We start from the raw sequence: 19528 nt of genomic DNA, 5'->3' as shown, positions 1-19528 counted from the left end.
ATAGAAAGTTTTTTTATTTAAGCATATTGGTTAAATAATTATAGCCATTTATAATAATATTAGTTATCTTTTTTAATATCATCTAATTGTTTTTCCTTCTATATTCTATTAAAAATAGTACGGAGAAGATCTATGGTAACTATAGTAGATAGATTTTTAAAAAGGAGTTGGTTTTGAGAAGATATGATGTAATTGTAGTTGGTCTAGGAGCTATGGGTGCTTCAAGCTTATATCAGCTATCTAAAGAACAAGACTTAAAAATACTTGGTATAGAACAATTTACTAAAGGCCATGAAAATGGTTCTTCACATGGAGAGACAAGGATTGTAAGGCAGGCTATTGGTGAAGGCAATGGATGTTATACTACTATGGCAAAAAGGTCATATGAAATCCTTGATGAGATTGAATCTAGGTCAGGGAAAAAATTTGCAAAAAAGCAGGGACTATTGCTTTTATTTAATGATAGACTAAAGCCTAAAGGTGGCAAAGATGATTTTCTTGCAAAAACTATACAACAAGCGAAATTATACAATATAAACCATCAGATATATGATGAAAATTTAGTCTACCAAAAATTTCCATTTTTAGTAGAGCAACCAGGGCTTGGTAATTATTTTGAGCCAGGAGCAGCTTGTATATCTCCAGAGGATGCTATACATACACAGCTAAAGTTGGCTACTGAAAATGGTGCAAATATAAACTATCATGAAGAGGTATTAAGCTTGGTCAAGCAAGAAAATACCACCATAATTAAAACTACAGTAGCTGAATATGAAGCTAAGCATGTAATTCTTACAGCAGGAGCATGGTTGAAGAACTTTGTTGAGCCAAAATATAAAGGTATTTTAAAAACATTTGTACAAAAAATATATTGGTTCGAGGTTGAGCCAGAGTATGAGGATATTTTTGATAAAACTGGACCATTTTTAATTGGCGACCCAGTAACGAATAGTTTTATATATGTCATGCCGTCATATAATAAAGGATTAGTGAAATTTGGCTTTGAGGAGTTTAATGAAGAGTTTAACCTTGTAGATACTCCAATAATTGATGAAAAAGATACATCAAATATTTATAAAAATTATATTAGCCCAAATATTAAAGGTATCAAGGATGTATGTGATAAAGCAAAAACATGCATCTATACTATAACTCCAGATTACAATTTTATCATAGATGATTTATCTCATTATGGTAATGTGACTATTGTATCTGCATGCTCAGGACATGGTTTTAAACATTCTTTTTCTATAGGTGAAGCTATGGCCGATAAGGTCTGTGGTAGAAAGATGAAAATTCAGTTAGATAATTTTTCTATAGATAGATTTTAAGAGAGTTTTTGAAGATTATTATAGAATGAGAGAATGATTTTATTTAATAATAATGCTTGGAAAATGATGTTTTACACACTTACCATAATCACCTTGTGTAAATGCTGAATAAGGTGTTTGATAGCCAACAAGTTTACAAGCAAAAGATTTACCTTCTGGATTTTTTGCGTTATAACTAAAATCTTGCTCCCAAAAAATATTTGTAGCTCCAGCACCTTGTGCATCAAACTGCTTCATGCCTTTACAACCTAGCACTTCATCATTTGAGATATTTACACCTAAATGTTTAGTGAAATTATCATAATAATCTATACGGTTCAAAGATTGGGCTATTTCATTAGCACCACCACACTCAACACCACCATTAATGATTTGAGTAGTTACACCAAAACCAGGAGTTAAACCATTTGCTTTATCTGATGAGTTTGGTTGCCAAGTACCATCAATTACATGAAGCATAGATGGTTTAGGTGGTTGAGGATATACAAAGAAAAACACAGCAGAAGCTAAGTTTAACCATGTATCAGCAACAAGCTCTGGATTATTAAGTAGTACAGTTACATCACCATATATTGCTTGAGAGAATGGTCCGTAATTATAGTTATAGCTTAGCTGTTTTGCACCTCTACCAAAGTATGACTTAAATTCACCAGTGTTAAATTTACCACAAGGCCATGTTTGACCTTGCCATACATTAGGATTACATTCGCCATTATATCCTCCTAACATTGCTTCATTCCAGCCCATTTCTCTTACATGAACTAGAGCTTGACGCCATTCGGGAACATCCCAGTGAGCTGTGTGGCCACCTGTTTCTTGAGCAAAATGTGCAAACATAGTTGCTAGAGATTTTTTACAGATTGCATCAGAATCTCTACCATCAGTATATGTACCACAAAATGCAGGAAACTTAGCAACAGCTTTTAAGAAATTGCTATATGTGTATTCTGGAGCTCTTTCAGGGAATAAAAACTCCCAATCTTGACTAGAAACTATACTTTCTACTCGCTTAACATTTTCTGGATTATTCGGTAAACCAGGCTCTACAGCTTCTACAACCTCATTTGGGATAGTACGAATAGATTTTTTCACCTCTTTCATTACAGGACCACTAGTAAGTTCAGTTTCTTTTTTATCAAGTTCAGCTTGAGTTGTTTCGAACACATCACCTGGTGTAGGAGTTGGATCATCTGGATTTACAGGGTCAACAGGGTCGATAGGATCAACAGGTTCATCGCCATTATAAATTTTCCATGCTGAATCCCATGCTGTACCTGTGCTAGGAGCATAAGCCCATGCAGCAGATGAGCACCAAGCACTTACACCTTCTTTACATTGATATAATTTACCTTGAACTTCGACTATATCACCACTTTTATATGAAAAACCTTCCTCATATAAAGGGTAGTCACCACTAGGTTGAGGAGGATCAACTGGGTCGATAGGGTCAACAGGATCTACTGGATCAGTAGGTTCATCAGGAGTGTCTGGCGTATCAGCAGAATTATCACCGATACTTAAACTAGCTAAACTAAATTTAGGAGTACTTGGAGAAAAAGAAACGGTTGCTGATTGTCCTGCTTTTAAAATTACTCCTTTACCTTTAGGCCAATGTTTCTCAACAGCTATAGATGTTACACCATCTTTAGTTGTGACATGAGTTTCACCATTTAGTCCCCATACACTACCGATTTTAGCATTATCAGAGAGTTTGATGTTTATAGGGTTTTCCATAAGATTTGTGTCTTTATCACAGCTAAACTCTATACTACCACTCCAACCATTTTTTACATCTTCAACTTTACAGTCTGCAAAAGCAGTTGAGCTGAGTAGTGCTAAAGTTGTAGCAGATATTAGGTTTAATTTTTTCATTTTAATATTCCTTACAGTTAGTTAAAAGATTCTTCTAATCAGCTGTGCTGATATGGTGAAAATAATAACTCAGTTCTAGTGAATATTAATTACGTTAAATTTAACAAGGTTTATTAATTTTTAACAGTTATTTATGATAAGGGTGACCTTCAATGATTGTGTATGCTCTATAAAGTTGTTCAGCAATTATGATTCGCACAATAGGGTGGGGGAATGTCATTTTAGAAATAGAGATTTTTTCTTTAGCGATATTTTTTATACTTTGATCTATACCGTCTGGTCCACCTATTAGGATTACAACATTAGGGCTATTAAATTTCCAATTTTGCATTTTATCAGCTAGTTCTTCAGTCGATATAACTTTTGATGCAACATCTAAAATAACAAGATGTTCATTGGGACTTAGTTTGTTTAATATAGTCTTAGCCTCTTGCTCCATCCATAATTTTGGGTTACCAGTCTTTGATCGTTTTGCTATGGGCAATTCTACAAGCTCCAAAGGTATAGATTTACTGAGTCGTTTCTTGTACTCATCATAGCCGTCAGCTACCCATTTAGGTGGTTTTTCACCTAGAGATATGATTTTTATTTTCATGTTTATCTCGTAAAGCAAAGTAAGTTTTTGTTAGAAAGCTCAGAGTTAAAACTATATCCAGCTATATCAAATTTTTTAATGCTTTCTGTATCTTCTATTTTATTTTCTAGAATATATCTACTCATTAAACCACGAGCTTTTTTTGCATGGATACCGATAGTCTTGAATGCACCATTTTTGTTCTCTTTAAAATCAATATCAAGCCAATCAGCTTTAAGTGATTTTTTATCTATAGCTTGAGAGTATTCATTTGATGCTAGGTTTATTAGAGTTTTATTCTCTTGAGTATTAAATAACTCATTTAATTGAGCTGTGATTTTATCTTGCCAATACTTGTAAAGCACTTTGTCATCGATTTTTATCTTGGTACCCATTTCTAGTCTATAAGCTTGCATTAAGTCAAGAGGGCGAATAAGTCCGTATAATCCTGAAAGCATTAATAAATGATCTTGAGCATAGTTTACAGTATTAGAGTCAAGTGAATTTGCATCTAGCCCCTTATAAACATCTCCACTAAATGTGAAAATAGCAGCTTTTGAGTTTTCTAAGTCGTACTTTGTAGAGTCGAAAGAGTTATGTTTATCAAAAACTTCAGTTGCTAGTTTTGGACTTATTTTCATAAGTTTTTCAATTTCTGGTATTTCGTAATGTTTTAGCTTATTTATAAGTAGTTCTATTTGATCTTTAAATATTGGTTGAGTGAATTTATATTCATCATTTACAGGCTCAAAATTTTGACTCTTAGCTGGAGAAATTACTATAATCATATTGTTAAAAATGCTTGTTAAATACTTCGTTAAATAATACCAATTTATCAGCGATAATGGAATTTTGATTTAGAGATATATCTTTTTGAAATTGATTTGATTAAATCTATTGATTTTGTGAGTTTTAAAACTATAATATATTATTCAATACTCGCATAGCTCAGTTGGTTAGAGTACTACCTTGACATGGTAGGGGTCACTGGTTCGAATCCAGTTGTGAGTACCAGTAAATTCAATGCTTTTAGAAGATTTTCAAGAAATAATATTTAATGATGGGTAACAAATGGGTAACAAGTTATCCGTAAAATTTTTTAAAAATCTCAGTTATTTACTCTCTTAATCAGTTATTTTAGCATCGTAATGCTTATAACTAACAATTCCTGTTGAGTTCAGCACTTTATCTCCTATACCTATTTCATTAGTTCGAGTTCGAACGACATCTTAATACATTAAATTTCATATCACATATTTTGAATTTTGTCTATGACAAGTTTCTGAAAAAACTTGTCACAGATTTTTTGTTGAGCATGAAACATAATACCCATGCATGCAAAAAGTAAACCAAATAACTCTCGAGAGTTGAACTTAAAAATTCAACTAAAAGGACAAATTAAAAATGAAAAAATATTATTGGCTGAAGCTCAAGAATAATTTTTTCTCTCAACGAGAGATAAAAAAATTGAGAAATATTGCAGGTGGCGATACTTATGTAATTATTTATCTTAAGCTATTGCTTAATAGTTTAGAAAATGTGGACAAAATATTATATGCCGAAACTGAGGAGAATATTGTCGAACAATTATCTTATGATCTTGATGAAGATGCTCAAAACATTCAAGTGACTTTGAATTTCTTAGTGAAAAATCAATTGGCAGAAATAGCCGAAAATCAAGATATATGGATGATTGAAACAAAAGAGCTAACAGGCTCTGAAAGCGAGTCAGCATCGAGGGTTAGAAGACATAGGGAAAAGAAGAAAGCGTTACAATGTAACTCAGTTGTAACTGGAAGTAACAAATTAGTAACGACAGAGACAGAACAAGAAAAACAAATAGAAAAAAAGAAAGAAACAGAAACACAGACACAACTCGAAAATGATGATAAATCAAAGAAAAAATATTCATTCTCTTCAATTTCTGACTCCGATGAATTAGAAGCTATCAAGAATCATTTACATTCGTTAAGTTTAAGTAGTAATCAGGCAACTCAAATTTTAATTAAATATTCTATAGAGGATATAGAGAAAGCCATCTTATCGACGCATAACGCCTTCAAGGCAAATAAAATTAAAACTAAGCCTTTCCATTACCTTAATGGGGTTTTGCAAAATATGAGCAATGGAGGAGGAGTATGAGTCTCGAAAAACTACTAACAGAACAAGTAACTAACATCATTGAGCCATTTTTAGCAACCTACGAAGAAAAACTCAAAGCTTATGACAGTCGAGTCAACTCAATTATGGAGCTACCCTTGACACCTAAGCAGATAGCTTTGGTCTTGAATTACAAGACAACTACATCTATAGATAGGCTTTTTGAACTTGGAAGTCTCACAAATGTCTCTAGCAATAACACTAGAATGGCAACAGTTGCTGAAGTATTAGAGTATAAATTCAAGGAAAGAAACTAGAAATGAAAAACACAAATAAGAATATAAAACAAAATAATACAACTATAGCAATCGTACCGTTTATGCTAATTGGTATACCTATAATTACAGCTTTGGCTTTAATTTTTTCGTACAACTCAGATGGCTTGAATGGTTTGTTTACTACCATATCAAAATTAGTGAATTACTCGGGGTTTAAGGAAGATGGAGGTTGGCATTTTAGGTTGATACTAGTTTTGCCAATTTTGAGCCTTTCTTATTATGTTGGGTTTACGATGCTTAAAAAGCATGAGGTGATATTTAGTATTCAGATGATGAAATACTTACTAATGGTAGTCTTTATAGCTATATCATCAATTTTTCTAATGGGTGTAGGTTGGGCGATAGCAGTATATTTGATAAAGGCTTTTAGCTTCATACATCTGTATGGTAGCCCATTCGATAGATTATCTGCTATAACTAACTCATACCCTTATGCTAAAAGCTATGATCTACTTAGTGACTACCTATGGGCGAATATTGTGGTTTTTTACATTACACTGGCTTTATTGAGTATTACTCAGCTAGTTCTATCAAAGACAATATATCCAAGAAAAATTGAACCTTTCTTTTCTGAATATATGTCTGATAAGGCTAACTTTAACAAAAAATCAGAAGGTCTAAAAAGCTCTGAAGATGAGCTAGAAGAATTAGGCTATAGATTGAGCAAAATGAAGACATTTGAACCATCTTTCTATTTCAAAGATTCTTTTACTTTTATAGCAAAAGATATTGAGAATAAAAAGCCTGTTTACATCAATGATAATAAGATTGTAAATAAAGAATTGCCTCATATTGCAATTGTGGGTGCAAGTGGTTCTGGTAAAGGTGTATTTTCTCAAAGCTTTTTGGTGCAGATGATACTTAAAAACTATCCTGTAATAGCTTTTGATCCAAACGAAGATGAGCACATGATGAAAAACCTTAAGAATAATGCTGAAAAAATGGGTAAAAAGTTTCATTGGATAAATTTTAAAAATTACGATACACCGCAAATAAACATTCTACAAGATTGTAATGCTTATGAGTTTAAGGAATTAACCAACCTATTATTTCCAGCATTGAAGATTAAAAACTCAGATGGTAACTATTATGCTCAATTCTCAAGAAGAGCTAGAGGGCTTTATGAGAAAGAAGTTGGTGGTGTTAAATGTATGTATGATCTACATAAAAAAGTATTTGAAAAATACGGAGAAGATTATCTTAAAGACGATAATGGTAATTTACCACAATTTGTCCAAGAATTTGCCGAGTTTGCTAGCATTTCAATGTTTAAGGTAGAAGAAAGTATATCTATAGCACAAGCTATTCAAAATGGTGATGTGATATACATTTCTTGTCCTGAAATGTCAGCAGATGATGAAATAACTTATCTATGTAAGGCATTCTTTATAAGGATTTTACAAATAATAAAATCAAGAGATTTAAAGAATGCTAAACATGTATTTTTATTTGTCGATGAATTTGCAGAGTTTGTAAATAAAAGCGTCAAATCAGCTATTGAGCAAGTGCGTAAAAAAGGCTGTACTATGTTGATGAATATGACTAGCTTTGAAAGTTTAGATGGGATTGATACAGATGTTAAAGGATCAGCTGTTATCACTACTGTTAAGAATAATTCTCTAAAACTTATCTATCAGCAACCGCATGAAGAGCTATCTGAAAAAGCTAGTAAAATGACAGGTGAAAAGATAATCAAAGTCGAACGAAATCACATCAAAAGAAATGAGGCTATGCAGGAAATTGATCAAGTAATGGAAACAGTGCAAACATCACAGAAGACTAATGTATTTAGTCCGACTATGCTAGCTAATCTACCTGCAAAAGTAGGCGTGTTTGTTGGTCAAGGTTTGCCAAGATTAGTACAAACAGAAGTACTTAAATATCCTAAAGATACTCAATTACCGACTCTACTAGAAGCACCAGCTTACCATGAAGAGAAAGAGTCAGCTAATGATGATAGTGATATTATGGGGGCTTTATGATTGAGACTAGAGGTAGAAAAGACCTTATTGAGCAAGGTAATAAGCGAATTAAACTAGCTTTAGACTTTTTAGCTGATGAAGTTTATACCAATAGACAAATCTTACGAGAAGTCACAGGAATTACTTCATCACAAGGTATTGGAGGTTTTATCAAAAGACTAGAAAAACTAGGCTTTGCTAAAGAGGTTAATCTACCTAGTGTAGAAGAGCCGAATAAAACTTATAAAATAATCGGTATAACATCACAAGGTATGGGCGAAGTTGGCTTTACTGATAGGCGTGGTTTTGAGTTAAGTAAACTCAAGCATTCTCAACTACTGCATAAGTTTTTATGTCAACAAGTACACTTGCAAGCAATCAAACAAAACCATGAATTTATTAGTGGTAGATGGCTAACTGATGAGTGGTTTGGTGGCAGAAATACTAAACGACCTGATGCTGTTATTATCACTCAAGATAATCAAAAAATAGCTATAGAAGCTGAAAGAACGATAAAGAGCAAATATCGCTATCAGCAGATAATTGTGCAATATCTAAAGATGATAAAAGCTAATCAGATAACTAGAGTTAGATATATAATGCCAGATCAAGCTAAAGCTCAAATGGTTGAAAAAGCTATGAAATCCATTAAGTCTGTAACAGTTTCGACCAATGGGCAAAAACGACAATTCAATCTAACTGATGATGTTTGGAAGTGGTTTGAGTTTGGAGCTATCTAATGGTTATAAACTTAATAATGAACACAAAATTGTTATCTGATAAAATAAAGTATTAAGATTTTTTTATTAATACATGTATGAATAGCTTTAGTTGGCACAATATTATAAGCTTAAACAATTCTCAAAATGATGCTTTTGAGGAGCTAGTTTGTCAGATAGCAAAAAGAGAAGCTTTTCAAAATAAAAAGGACTATAAAAAAATAGGTAACCCTGATGCAGGGGTTGAGTGCTATATTATATTAGAGGATGGGGGTGAAATAGGGTTTCAAGCAAAATGGTTTCTTTCTACTCCTCAAGAGACTCAATGGACACAAATAGAAAAATCATTTAAAACAGCCTTAGAAAAGCGTCCTAAGATTATCACATACTATGTTGCCATTCCTATTGATAGAGCAGATCCAAGAATTAATAACCAAAAATCTTTCATGGATAAATGGAATGAAAAAACTAAAAAATGGAGTAAGTATGCCAAAGATGAGTATGATCGAGATATTAGCTTCATATATTGGGGTAGCTCTGAATTAATAGAAAGATTATCTAAAAAAGAAAATGATGGTTTAAAGAGTTTTTTCTTTAATGAACTTGATTTATCAGATGAATGGCTTAAAGACCAAAATGAGTTAGCAATTTCTGATTTAGGAAAGAGATATACCCCAGAGATAAATGTAGAGCTTGATGTAGTTGAGAATTTTGACGTATTAAGTTTAAATCAAAGCTTTAGAAATAAGGTTGATAAGCTTTATCATGAGATGATTGTTTCTTACAAAGATTTATCTATAAATGAAGAAAATCTCGAATCATTTTCAGATTCTTTAGGTAAAAAAATATTAGAACTAGAGCTTTTATATAACTCTATGATTTTTGATGGAGTTTCAAAAATTGATTTTCTAGAGATTAATTTATTACTAGAAAGTATTAAAGATGATGTGTTTAAATTAGATGAGACTTTACGTAAATTAAATGAGAAAGAAATAGAGGATAAAAAACTTGAGACTTTTGATGGTTATCGTCAGCCAACAAGTTATGATAATAGTATACGAACTTTGGCTAAATTTTTATCAGTATTATATGAATTCATAGATTTGCTTGATTCAAATGCTTTTAGGCTTATAAATACGCCATTTATGATCTTAAAAGGAGATGCTGGAATTGGAAAGTCTCATCTTTTAGCTGATGTAATAAGCCAGCGGTTAGAAGATGGTTTTAATTCTATTTTTCTACTAGGGCAACACTTTCGAGAAGATAAAGATCCTTGGAGCCAAATATTCAGTTTACTTGGGTTAAATACCAGTAAAGAAAAATTCTTAGGAGCTTTAAATGCAAAGGGAGAATCACAAAATAAGCGATTAATAATATTTATTGATGCTATAAATGAAGGTAAAGGACGTAATTTTTGGAAAGACTTTTTAATTGGATTTATAAAAACAATTAAAAGATATGAATGGCTTGGTTTGGTATTAAGTGTTAGGACTTCTTATTTTGATTTGGTTGTTCCCCAAGAAGTATTTGAAAGAAATTTAGCAATTTCTATAACTCACTCTGGCTTTGAAGGTGTTGAGTATAATGCATCAAAGAGATTTTTTCAAAACTATAACATACTACAACCATCTATACCATTGCTTAATCCTGAGTTTTCTAACCCTCTCTTTTTAAAACTTTTTTGTGACGGTTTAAACAAAAAAGGCTTAAGTTATATCCCTCAAGGATATGAAGGAATTACTAATATTATTAATTTTTTTATAGAAGGGATTGAAGATAAACTATCAAAAAAATATTCAAATATAAAAAGTCTGAAAACTGTTCAAAAAGTTATTGATGTATTAATTTCAATGATAATTAAAAATCAAGCAATATATTATGATGAAGCTTTAGAAACTATTATTCGAGAAGTCACTTCTAAATATGGCGTAAATAATGATTTTTTAGATGATTTGATAATAGAGGGTTTGTTAACAAAAAATCCATTTTATAATTATGATACAAAAAAGTTTGAAGAAGGTATTTATTTCGCATATGAGCGTTTTGAAGATCATTTAAAAGCAAAATATCTTTTAGATAACTATTTGGATATTAGTAATCTTACAGAATCATTTGAAAAAGAGCCTTTAAGTGATTATTTTAATGATGAAAATATTAATTATAATCGAGGTTTGATAGATGCATTGAGCATACAATTGCCAGAAAAATCTTCCATAGAGCTTATTGATATAGTTAATCAAAATAACTTAATTGTAGAGAGTTTCTTAGATAGTTTATTATGGAGAGAAAATAGTACTATAACTTATAAAACAAAAGATAGATTAATAAAAAATATAGGTAATGAATACTTTAGTGAAAAAATATACGACACATTATTTTCTTTGGCTTCAAATCCTAATCATCCTTTAAATGGAGATTTTCTATTTGATTATCTATCTAGTTTTTCTATGAGAGATAGAGATATATTCTTGAGTTCTATAATTAACAGAATTTATTTAGGTAATGATGTTAATTCTATTTCAAGATTAATTGATTGGGCTTGGTCAAATGATGATAAAAATCATATCTGTGATGAATCAATTTTATTAACTGTAACAACATTATCTTGGTTTTTAATATCGTCAAATAGAAAGCTTAGAGATTATACTACCAAAGCAATGATTTCTATCTTACAAAACAGAGTGAATGTGCTTATATACTTGTTACAGAAGTTTGAAGATATAAATGAACCGTATATATATGAACGACTATTCGCCGTTGCTTATGGGGTAGTTATTAGAGTTGAAACAAGTGATTCTTTAAATGAATTAGGTGAATATATTTATAATGTAATTTTTAATAAGGATGAGGTTTATCCGCATATTTTACTTAGAGACTATGCAAAAAATACTATTGATTATATTACTTATTTAAATGTTGATTTAGATATTGAATTTGAGAAAGTTAATCCTCCTTACAAGAGCTCGTTACCAGAAATTAAAGATCTTCCGACTGAGCAAGAAATAGAAGCTTATAGAGAAAAAGATGTGAATTATCATCATAGTAGAATAATTTCATCTATGCTGACAGAGTATGGGCATGACAATAAGGGAGGTTATGGAGATTTTGGCAGATATATCTTAGGTAGTGCCTTATCAAGTTTTGAGTGTAGAGAGCATGAGCAATTATTAAGTAATTTTGCGTGTAAAAAAATATTTGAAGAATATGGATATGATGCAAAATTATTTGATGTATGCGAGTCTCGAATAAATAATATTAATAAGAGGCAAAGATCGTATAGTAGATATGATCATATTATAGAACGTATTGGTAAAAAGTATCAGTGGATAGCATTCTACGATCTGTTGGCTAGAGTTTCAGATAACTTTAAAATGTTTGATTCATATTGGGCAAGAGATAAAAAAAAATTACCATATAAGGGTAGTTTTGAGCCGAACGTGAGAAATATTGATCCGACATTAATAATCAAAAGAAATAAAACTACAAAAAAGGAGAATGGTTGGTGGATTCCAAAAGTAAAAATTTCTTGGAATATTGATAGCAATGAGTGGATTAATTGTATAAAGGACTTGCCAAAATTTAATGACTGTATTGAAATAAAAGATAATCATAATCAGTCATGGATTGCTTTTTCTACATTTCCTGTATGGGATGAGCCATTAGCAAAGGGTTATAAAAAAGGTGATATTGAAAGTAAAGAGCTCTGGTATCAACTTAGAGGTTATTTTATAGAAAAGAAAAATAAACCTAAGTATATAAGCTGGGCTAAAAAACAAAATTTTTGGAATGATTGGATGCCTTCAGAGAATAATTGGTATCAGATGTTTAATCGAGAGAGTTACTGGTCAGACGCATATAAGTATTTTGAGGAAGATAAAGTTTGGTTAAGTGTAAGTAATTATTCAGATGGAGAGTGTTTTGAAGGAATTGCATTATCTACAGAAAAATATTATTGGGAGGATGAACATGATTACTCAAAAGATGAAACACCTTTAAGCTTTTTAAAACCATCTAAAATTTTATTTGATAGACTTAAGCTTAAATATAGCTCAAAAGAAGAAGGTATATTTTTAGATCAAAATGATAATATTATTTGCTTTGATACTAGTATATATGATGATTCAGCAGGTTGTTTACTTATTAAAAAAGATATTCTAATAGACTTTTTAGATGAATATGACTTAAGTCTAGTTTGGACATTAGTTGGAGAGAAGCTAGTACGTTTGTCTAATCATCAGTATCTACACATGAGTATAACAGGATGTGCTTATTTTGATGAAAATTCTATAGGAATGCTAGAAGTTAATAAAATATAACTAAAATATTATCATGTAACTATAAAGCTATTTACATGGTTTAAGTGACTGTAAACGCTACCTTGCATTGCATAAAATACCTGATTTCTCCTAGTCAAGTTAATTATAAGACCATAAAACATTCACATCTCTACCACCAATACTATTTGTCATAAGCCTCTAAAGCTCCACCAACACTATAATTTCAGTAACAGAAATACCCACTTTCATACTCTAACTAACCCTACCAAAAACAACGCATAAAATAGCCCAATCGATCAACCATAGTAACCACTAAACCAATCTTTCTAACTTCTAAAAACATCTATCTTTGCTAATCCATAAATACCTAGATAACCATTGCCTAGCCTTGCTAATGCGATGACTAAAATAATCTCTTCGTTGATATTTTATCTTTGATACCTTTTGCAACTGATTACACCAAAACAGTTTGCCAATAACCATATTAAATCAAGGTTTTGCCTGTGAGTTCCACCTTGATTTAATATGTTTTGTAATTGGCGTCCTTCAAGTTGTTGTAACAGTAAAACAAAAGGAAGATAAAATGACTAACAACTACGAGCCTAAAATTTATATCGCATGTCTAGCAAGCTATAACAATGGTATCTTATACGGTAAATGGATTGACGCAAACCAAGGTGCTACTGTTTTAGAAGAAGAAATCTCAGAGATTTTAGCTGGTTCACCAATGGCTGATGCAGAAGAATGGGCTATACATGACTATGATGATTTTGATGACTTGAGATTGTCAGAGTATGAAAGCTTAGAGACTATTTCTCAAGTAGCTGAAAGCATAGTAGAACATGGCGAGCTTTTTATAGAAGCTTATAAATACACAAATAATATTGATGAAACTATAGAGATGCTCAATGATCGTTTCATTGGCTACTATGACTCAATTGTAGACTATGCAGAAGAAACTACTGATATTTCAACTGTACCACAACATTTACAATACTATATCGACTTTGAATCTCTAGCTCGTGATATTGAGCTATCAGGCGAAATCAACACTTTTGAAGTTAATAATCAAATTGCTGTTTTCTTTTAAATTTTATTTCTCTTTTTTTTTAGTTTATTATCAAGCAATAAATAACAACTAAAAACCATTTGGAATGTTACTTAAATTATCAGCTAAACTATCTCTTCGATTAGATAAGTTTTTTCTATCGAAGAAACATAAAAATAATGTAAAAATAGAGATAATCAGTCTATTAGATCAAGCTTGTGACTCTTTAGAGCAAATATTAAAGTTCGAAGGCTATCCAGAAAAAATGGCAATTATTATAGAGGATTGCTATATTCAAGCTAAGGAGTCATATAGAAAGGCAGATAGTCTAATAAGGGTAAATATGGGATCAAAATACTCTCAAGAACTCAATGTAGTATATCGGGAGTTAAATTTTATTAATCGTTTAGTTAGTCAAACGAAAAATATGAATTTAGATCCTAGTTATATCCAAGAATCTACAAGCGATTGGGTTGGTGGTATCCATGATTTTATAAATGCAAAAGATAACTATGTTACTGATTATTTAACAAAGCAATAACTTTCTTAAAAATAACCTAAATAAAAACTTGAAAATGGGTTGAATGCCACAATCTATAAGATATGGTAATGCAAAATTTACCATAAAATGGCATCAATCTGATTATTAATAGTGACCTGAACAATTGCTATTTTAATTACATTGGTGCTGAAATGCAAACATAAACTAAAAATAAAGGAAATTAAAATGCAAAAAAACAAAAACTATTTCGTATCACCACACCCAGAAGGCTGGCAAACTAAGAGAGCAGGTGCTACTAGAGCATCTGCTGTTACTACTACCCAAGGAGATGCTTTTGAGATAGGTAGAAAACTTGCTAAGAAAAGTCATGGAGAGTTGTCTATACAAAATAGGCAAGGCAATATTCGAGATAAAAGATCTTATGGTAACGATCCATTTCCACCCAAGGGGTAGTATATGAAGTTAAGCAACATCGAAAAATTTGATATAAAGCAAATTGAAGGTGAGCCTTTATAAGGAGAGAAACTATGTTTATATAAAACATAGTGGTGATGTATCTCAATATACAGGTCGTAAGATATTAGATAATAAAGTGTAATAAAAAATAAAGTATATAGATTTTTGTCTGTATGCTTTATTTAATCATTTTTCTACATTTTCTAGATATAAAATCACATAAAAAGTATACTAATAACAGTATATAAATTTATCTATAAATCAACTATGATTAGTAAAGACAAAGCACACCAAAGCGAGTTAAATATATTAGACAGTTCGCAAGTTTTAGTAGAAGACAAAAATCAAATTATTGAGAAATTAAAGCAGTTGCTACCTGATGTGATAAATAGCGATAATCAGCTAAATACTCAAGCTTTACAAGATGTACTAGATATAGCAAATACTACTAGTAATAATCAAGGTTATGAGCTAACTTTTGCAGGTAAAGGTATAGCTAAAGCAAAAGCTGATGAGCCAACCATAAAAGAGCTAAAAGCAGAGCTTGAGCAGTCAAAAGATTTTGATAATACCGAAAATGTTGTAATCCGTGGTGATAATATTGACACGCTAAAAATCCTAAAAGCTAACTACACTAATAAAATCAAGATGATCTACATAGATCCACCATACAATACTAAGAATGAAAACTTTGTTTATAACGATAATTTTAAAAAGAGTGAAGCAGAATTAATCAAAGAGTTTGGTTTAGCAGAAGAGACACAAAACTTCTTAACAAATGTCTATGGTACTCGTAGCCATAGTGGTTGGCTTAGTTTTATGTATCCAAGGTTAAAAATAGCTCGTGAGCTACTCAAAGAAGATGGTGTGATATTTATATCTATAGATGATAATGAACAAGCTAATCTAAAAATAATGTGTGATGAGATTTTTGGCGAGGAAAATTTTGAAGGTCATATTCATTGGAGAAGACGAAGTAATCAGCCAAACGATAAAACTAAAATGATAGGTTTAGTAGCAGAGCATATACTTAGTTACTCAAAAAATAGTAGTCACTTAAAATCTACAGGAGTTGGTAAAATTGCTTTAACAGGAAGTTTTTCTAATCCAGATAATGATCCAAATGGGGCTTGGGCATCAAAACCATGGAAGGTGGGAAGTGATCAGAATGGATCTGTGTATTCTATAACTTTACCTTCAGGTAATTTGATTGAAGGGGAGTGGATGGGTGATAGAAATACTTATGAAAAGTTAATATCTGAAAATAAAATATATTTTTCATCAGAAAACTCTCTACCACGAAAGAAATATTATCAAAAAGATAGATTAGAAGAGGGACAGTGTGCAACAAATTGGTGGAATCATAAGCTTTTTGGTAATAATCAAGAAGCTAATTCTCTAATGACAGAGTTAATGAATGGAAAGAAGAATGTTTTTAGCAACCCAAAGTCCACAATATTAATTACAAACTTATTGAATGTTGGAAATGTAAAAAACGATATTATCCTAGACTTCTTCGCAGGTAGTGGTACCACTGGTGATGCTGTTATGAAACTCAATGCAGAAGATGGTGGTAAGCGTAAATATATCCTAGCTCAATTAGACGAGCCTATAGATGAGAAAAAAGAAGCTTATAAATTCTGCAAAGATAATAATTTTGATCCAGTTATTTCATCTATCACTATCGAGCGACTTAATCGAGCAGGTGAGAAAATTAAAGCTGATATACAAGCTGAGTTTGACACTGAAAACTCTAAAAAGAAACCAAATCAAGAAAAGTTGACAGAGCTACAAGAGAAGTTAGATAATATTAGTAAGCTAGATATTGGCTACAAAGTCTTTAGTTTAAAAGATAAGCCATGTCTTTCAGAAGTCACAAATGATGGTGGGCAAGTTAGCTTTGTACCGCAAAATCTAAGAGAAAGAACTATAGATACTCTTGCAAATATGCTTTGTGCAACTTGTAAACCATTACATACTAAAATTGAAACACTTATAGAAGATAAGCTTTATAAAACTGATAATGAGATGTATTTATTAGGCAATATTGATAAATCAGAACTCAATAAATATAACGATCTTAAAATAAATGTAGATGGTTATAGTGATTTAGATTTAGAACATTTCTTAAATTTGGGTGTTACAGATAAAGATAATGTTAGTGTGGTTTATTGATGGATAAAAAATTATTACGGCAGATAAAATTTATAGATCAAGCATTAGAAATATCCAGAAACTATTTTTTAGATAATTTTGCAAAAATGATTTGTGGAGATGAACCATATGACTATTTTATATATCGCTCAAGTTCCAATTTAACAAAATTCTTTCATGAGTTGGAAATACCTTATAGTCATGATGGCTCTACTAGATGGAGGTGGGTTAAGAGTGTTTTAGAGCAAATATCTATAGAGGAGAATGGTACACAAAAGCTTTTAAAAATTTATTATGGGTTGTTTGATAATAAATTAAATATTACAAATCAAAAATATAGCATATTAGATGATCTTTTAAATAATGAAAAAGATACTGATGATAATTCAAAAAAAGCTAAAAAAGCGTTTAAGAAACTAATAGAAGTTTCGTGCGAGGAATCTTCTATTCCTAATTTTAATGACAATTTGTTAAATGAAATAAAAAGAAATGAGGTTGTCAATATAAATGATAAGTATTGTGAAAATCTACTAAAGGTCGCCAAAGAAAAATTTGATAGGCATCAAAGAAAAGATGCAATAAATGATTTATGGGATATCTTTGAGAGGTTCAAAACTTACTTTGATAGTTCAAATAAGAAAAAATCTACTAAGGTATTAATATCAAAGATGTCAGCTTTTACAAATATAGATAAAGAATATTTAGAAAAAGAATTTTTATATTTAACAAGCCTTGGCAATAACTATAACATTAGACATCATGAACATAATAAAATTATTTTAGATGATAATGCTTATGATTTCTTATTTTATAAGATATTAAACTTTTTAAATCTAATAATAGATGTTTTAAGAAATACAGATAAAAAATAGAGTGGTAGAATATGGCTGATATTAGTGGTTTTATAGAAAGAGAAAAAAATAGAAGTGACATTCTTTCTCTAAATGTTAAACACCATGATTTAGAACTCAACATATTGTTTATATGTGATAGAAAAACATTTCTTTTTGCAGTTAAAGGCAAAAATATTGCATGGCAACCACCATGTGAGGATAACTGGTTAAAAGAATTTGTCCCTAAAGATGTATTTGATGAAATAAAATACTTATATGTAGATAAGGATAACTGGAGTAATAAAAATCTATTCAATAAAATAGCTAATATCTTAAACATTAATGAAAAAATAAATAGAGACACTGAGATAAATAAAGAACTTTATCTAAAAGAATTAAAAAAAACAAAAACAACTGATCCTAAATATGGTAAAGATGGTAATAAACCTTATTTTTGGAGATTTAAAAAAGCAAATCCAAGCCCTGAAAATCTATCAAAAATAAAAGTTAATTTAGGGCAGGAAGTATTTGATATATGCAAAGAAAATAAAATAACTGTAGATTGGTCTGATGATACTACAAAAAATATTTATAAACCTATTTCTGACATTCTTAAAGAAGTTGATGAAAAAATAATGCCAAACTTACAAGAGAATAAAATAGATAAAGTTGTTAAAGGTTTGAAAATCACAAGTTCTTTATGTCCTTATGCTGGAGGATTATTTTCTGAAATCATAACTAATATTATTCCAAATCAACGAATAGATAGAATGGTAGAGTTCTTGAAAATACTTGATACAAAACTATCAAAATATGGCGAGAGCATGGCTAACCTAGAAAAGAAACTTGAGAAACCAGAGAGTATCGAATTGTTTGAAGAAGCTATGTGGCAATCATCTAGGGCTATTTCTAAAGAAAGAAAAGAGTATATTGCATCAATATTAGCAAAAGGTTTAAGCAATGATCAACTTGAAGAAATACAAAATAGTGTTTTATTAAATATACTTTCTCAACTAAATGACAATGAAATTATTATCTTATCAAGTTATATATACAAAAACATGGTTAATAATGAGTTTAAAAGTAAATATGAAAATGTTTTGCATGTACCATTAGCATATATAGGTGCAGACAAAGATTTATTAGCAAAAAATACTGTTTGTTCTATATATAGAGAAAAACTGTTTAATTTAAGTCTTTTAAGGAAGAGGTTTAAAAAACCTAAAAAAGATACTCTTCCCGAGTTTGATGAAAAAACAGGGATGATGAAATCATCTAGCTATGAAATAACTTATTTGGGTAGCCTATTCTTGGACTATATAGGCTTAGAAAGCGATCACAGCGAAAATTGAAATACTAACTA

At 30.7% G+C, this 19528-nt stretch carries 15 protein-coding genes and 1 tRNA gene; 13 read left to right on the top strand and 3 right to left on the bottom strand.

Features of this window, described 5'->3' with window-relative positions; all coding sequences use genetic code 11:
* The first annotated feature begins 173 nt into the window (after positions 1–173).
* Positions 174–1331, top strand: a complete 1158-nt coding sequence (gene solA, locus CDH04_RS07035) for an N-methyl-L-tryptophan oxidase (protein WP_112870346.1) — start codon at positions 174–176, stop codon at positions 1329–1331.
* A 39-nt stretch (positions 1332–1370) separates the two neighbouring features.
* Here the strand turns inward: solA and CDH04_RS07030 are convergent, their stop codons facing one another.
* From CDH04_RS07030 to yaaA, 3 genes are all read right to left on the bottom strand, one after another.
* A complete protein-coding gene (locus CDH04_RS07030; RefSeq protein WP_112870345.1) occupies positions 1371–3203 on the bottom strand; it encodes a chitinase in 1833 nt (610 codons plus the stop codon).
* Between the two features lie 127 nt (positions 3204–3330).
* A complete protein-coding gene (gene rlmH / locus CDH04_RS07025; protein ID WP_112870344.1) occupies positions 3331–3798 on the bottom strand; it encodes a 23S rRNA (pseudouridine(1915)-N(3))-methyltransferase RlmH in 468 nt (155 codons plus the stop codon).
* Positions 3799–3800: 2 nt separating this feature from the next.
* Positions 3801–4565 carry a peroxide stress protein YaaA gene (yaaA, locus tag CDH04_RS07020; RefSeq protein WP_112870343.1) on the bottom strand — a complete coding sequence of 255 codons (765 nt, stop codon included), beginning with the start codon at positions 4563–4565 and terminating at the stop codon, positions 3801–3803.
* A gap of 149 nt (positions 4566–4714) precedes the next feature.
* On the opposite strand from yaaA, the gene CDH04_RS07015 reads away from it, so the two are divergent.
* From CDH04_RS07015 to CDH04_RS09975, 12 genes are all read left to right on the top strand, one after another.
* A tRNA-Val gene (locus CDH04_RS07015) sits at positions 4715–4791 on the top strand.
* A gap of 390 nt (positions 4792–5181) precedes the next feature.
* Entirely contained in the window at positions 5182–5919 is a 738-nt protein-coding gene (locus CDH04_RS07010) for a phage replisome organizer N-terminal domain-containing protein (protein ID WP_112870342.1), read from the top strand.
* Complete coding sequence (locus tag CDH04_RS07005; RefSeq protein ID WP_112870341.1) at positions 5916–6194, top strand: hypothetical protein; 279 nt, start codon at positions 5916–5918, stop codon at positions 6192–6194. Before CDH04_RS07010 ends, CDH04_RS07005 begins: the two co-directional genes overlap by 4 nt.
* Before the next feature lie 2 nt (positions 6195–6196).
* Entirely contained in the window at positions 6197–8197 is a 2001-nt protein-coding gene (locus CDH04_RS07000; protein WP_112870340.1) for a type IV secretion system DNA-binding domain-containing protein, read from the top strand.
* A complete protein-coding gene (locus tag CDH04_RS06995; protein ID WP_112870339.1) occupies positions 8194–8916 on the top strand; it encodes a TriL protein in 723 nt (240 codons plus the stop codon). The genes CDH04_RS07000 and CDH04_RS06995 overlap by 4 nt, the downstream gene beginning before the upstream one ends.
* Positions 8917–8993: 77 nt before the next feature.
* Positions 8994–13211: an NACHT domain-containing protein gene (locus CDH04_RS06990; protein ID WP_112870338.1), complete on the top strand. Its 4218-nt coding sequence runs from the start codon at positions 8994–8996 to the stop codon at positions 13209–13211.
* Between the two features lie 544 nt (positions 13212–13755).
* Complete coding sequence (locus CDH04_RS06985; protein ID WP_112870337.1) at positions 13756–14262, top strand: antirestriction protein ArdA; 507 nt, start codon at positions 13756–13758, stop codon at positions 14260–14262.
* A gap of 64 nt (positions 14263–14326) precedes the next feature.
* A complete protein-coding gene (locus tag CDH04_RS06980) occupies positions 14327–14761 on the top strand; it encodes a hypothetical protein (protein WP_112870336.1) in 435 nt (144 codons plus the stop codon).
* A 186-nt stretch (positions 14762–14947) separates the two neighbouring features.
* Positions 14948–15175: a DUF2188 domain-containing protein gene (locus CDH04_RS06975; RefSeq protein WP_112870335.1), complete on the top strand. Its 228-nt coding sequence runs from the start codon at positions 14948–14950 to the stop codon at positions 15173–15175.
* A 270-nt stretch (positions 15176–15445) separates the two neighbouring features.
* A complete protein-coding gene (locus CDH04_RS06970) occupies positions 15446–17353 on the top strand; it encodes a site-specific DNA-methyltransferase (protein WP_112870334.1) in 1908 nt (635 codons plus the stop codon).
* On the top strand, positions 17353–18204 hold the full coding sequence (locus CDH04_RS06965) for a hypothetical protein (RefSeq protein WP_112870333.1): 852 nt from the start codon (positions 17353–17355) through the stop codon (positions 18202–18204). The genes CDH04_RS06970 and CDH04_RS06965 overlap by 1 nt, the downstream gene beginning before the upstream one ends.
* Positions 18205–18215: 11 nt before the next feature.
* Positions 18216–19517: a hypothetical protein gene (locus tag CDH04_RS09975; RefSeq protein WP_234393408.1), complete on the top strand. Its 1302-nt coding sequence runs from the start codon at positions 18216–18218 to the stop codon at positions 19515–19517.
* Positions 19518–19528 lie beyond the last annotated feature (11 nt).

Origin of the sequence: Francisella adeliensis (assembly GCF_003290445.1) — a bacterium.
GTDB classification, from domain to species: domain Bacteria; phylum Pseudomonadota; class Gammaproteobacteria; order Francisellales; family Francisellaceae; genus Francisella; species Francisella adeliensis.
This window is presented reverse-complemented; position numbering and strand designations above follow the sequence as displayed.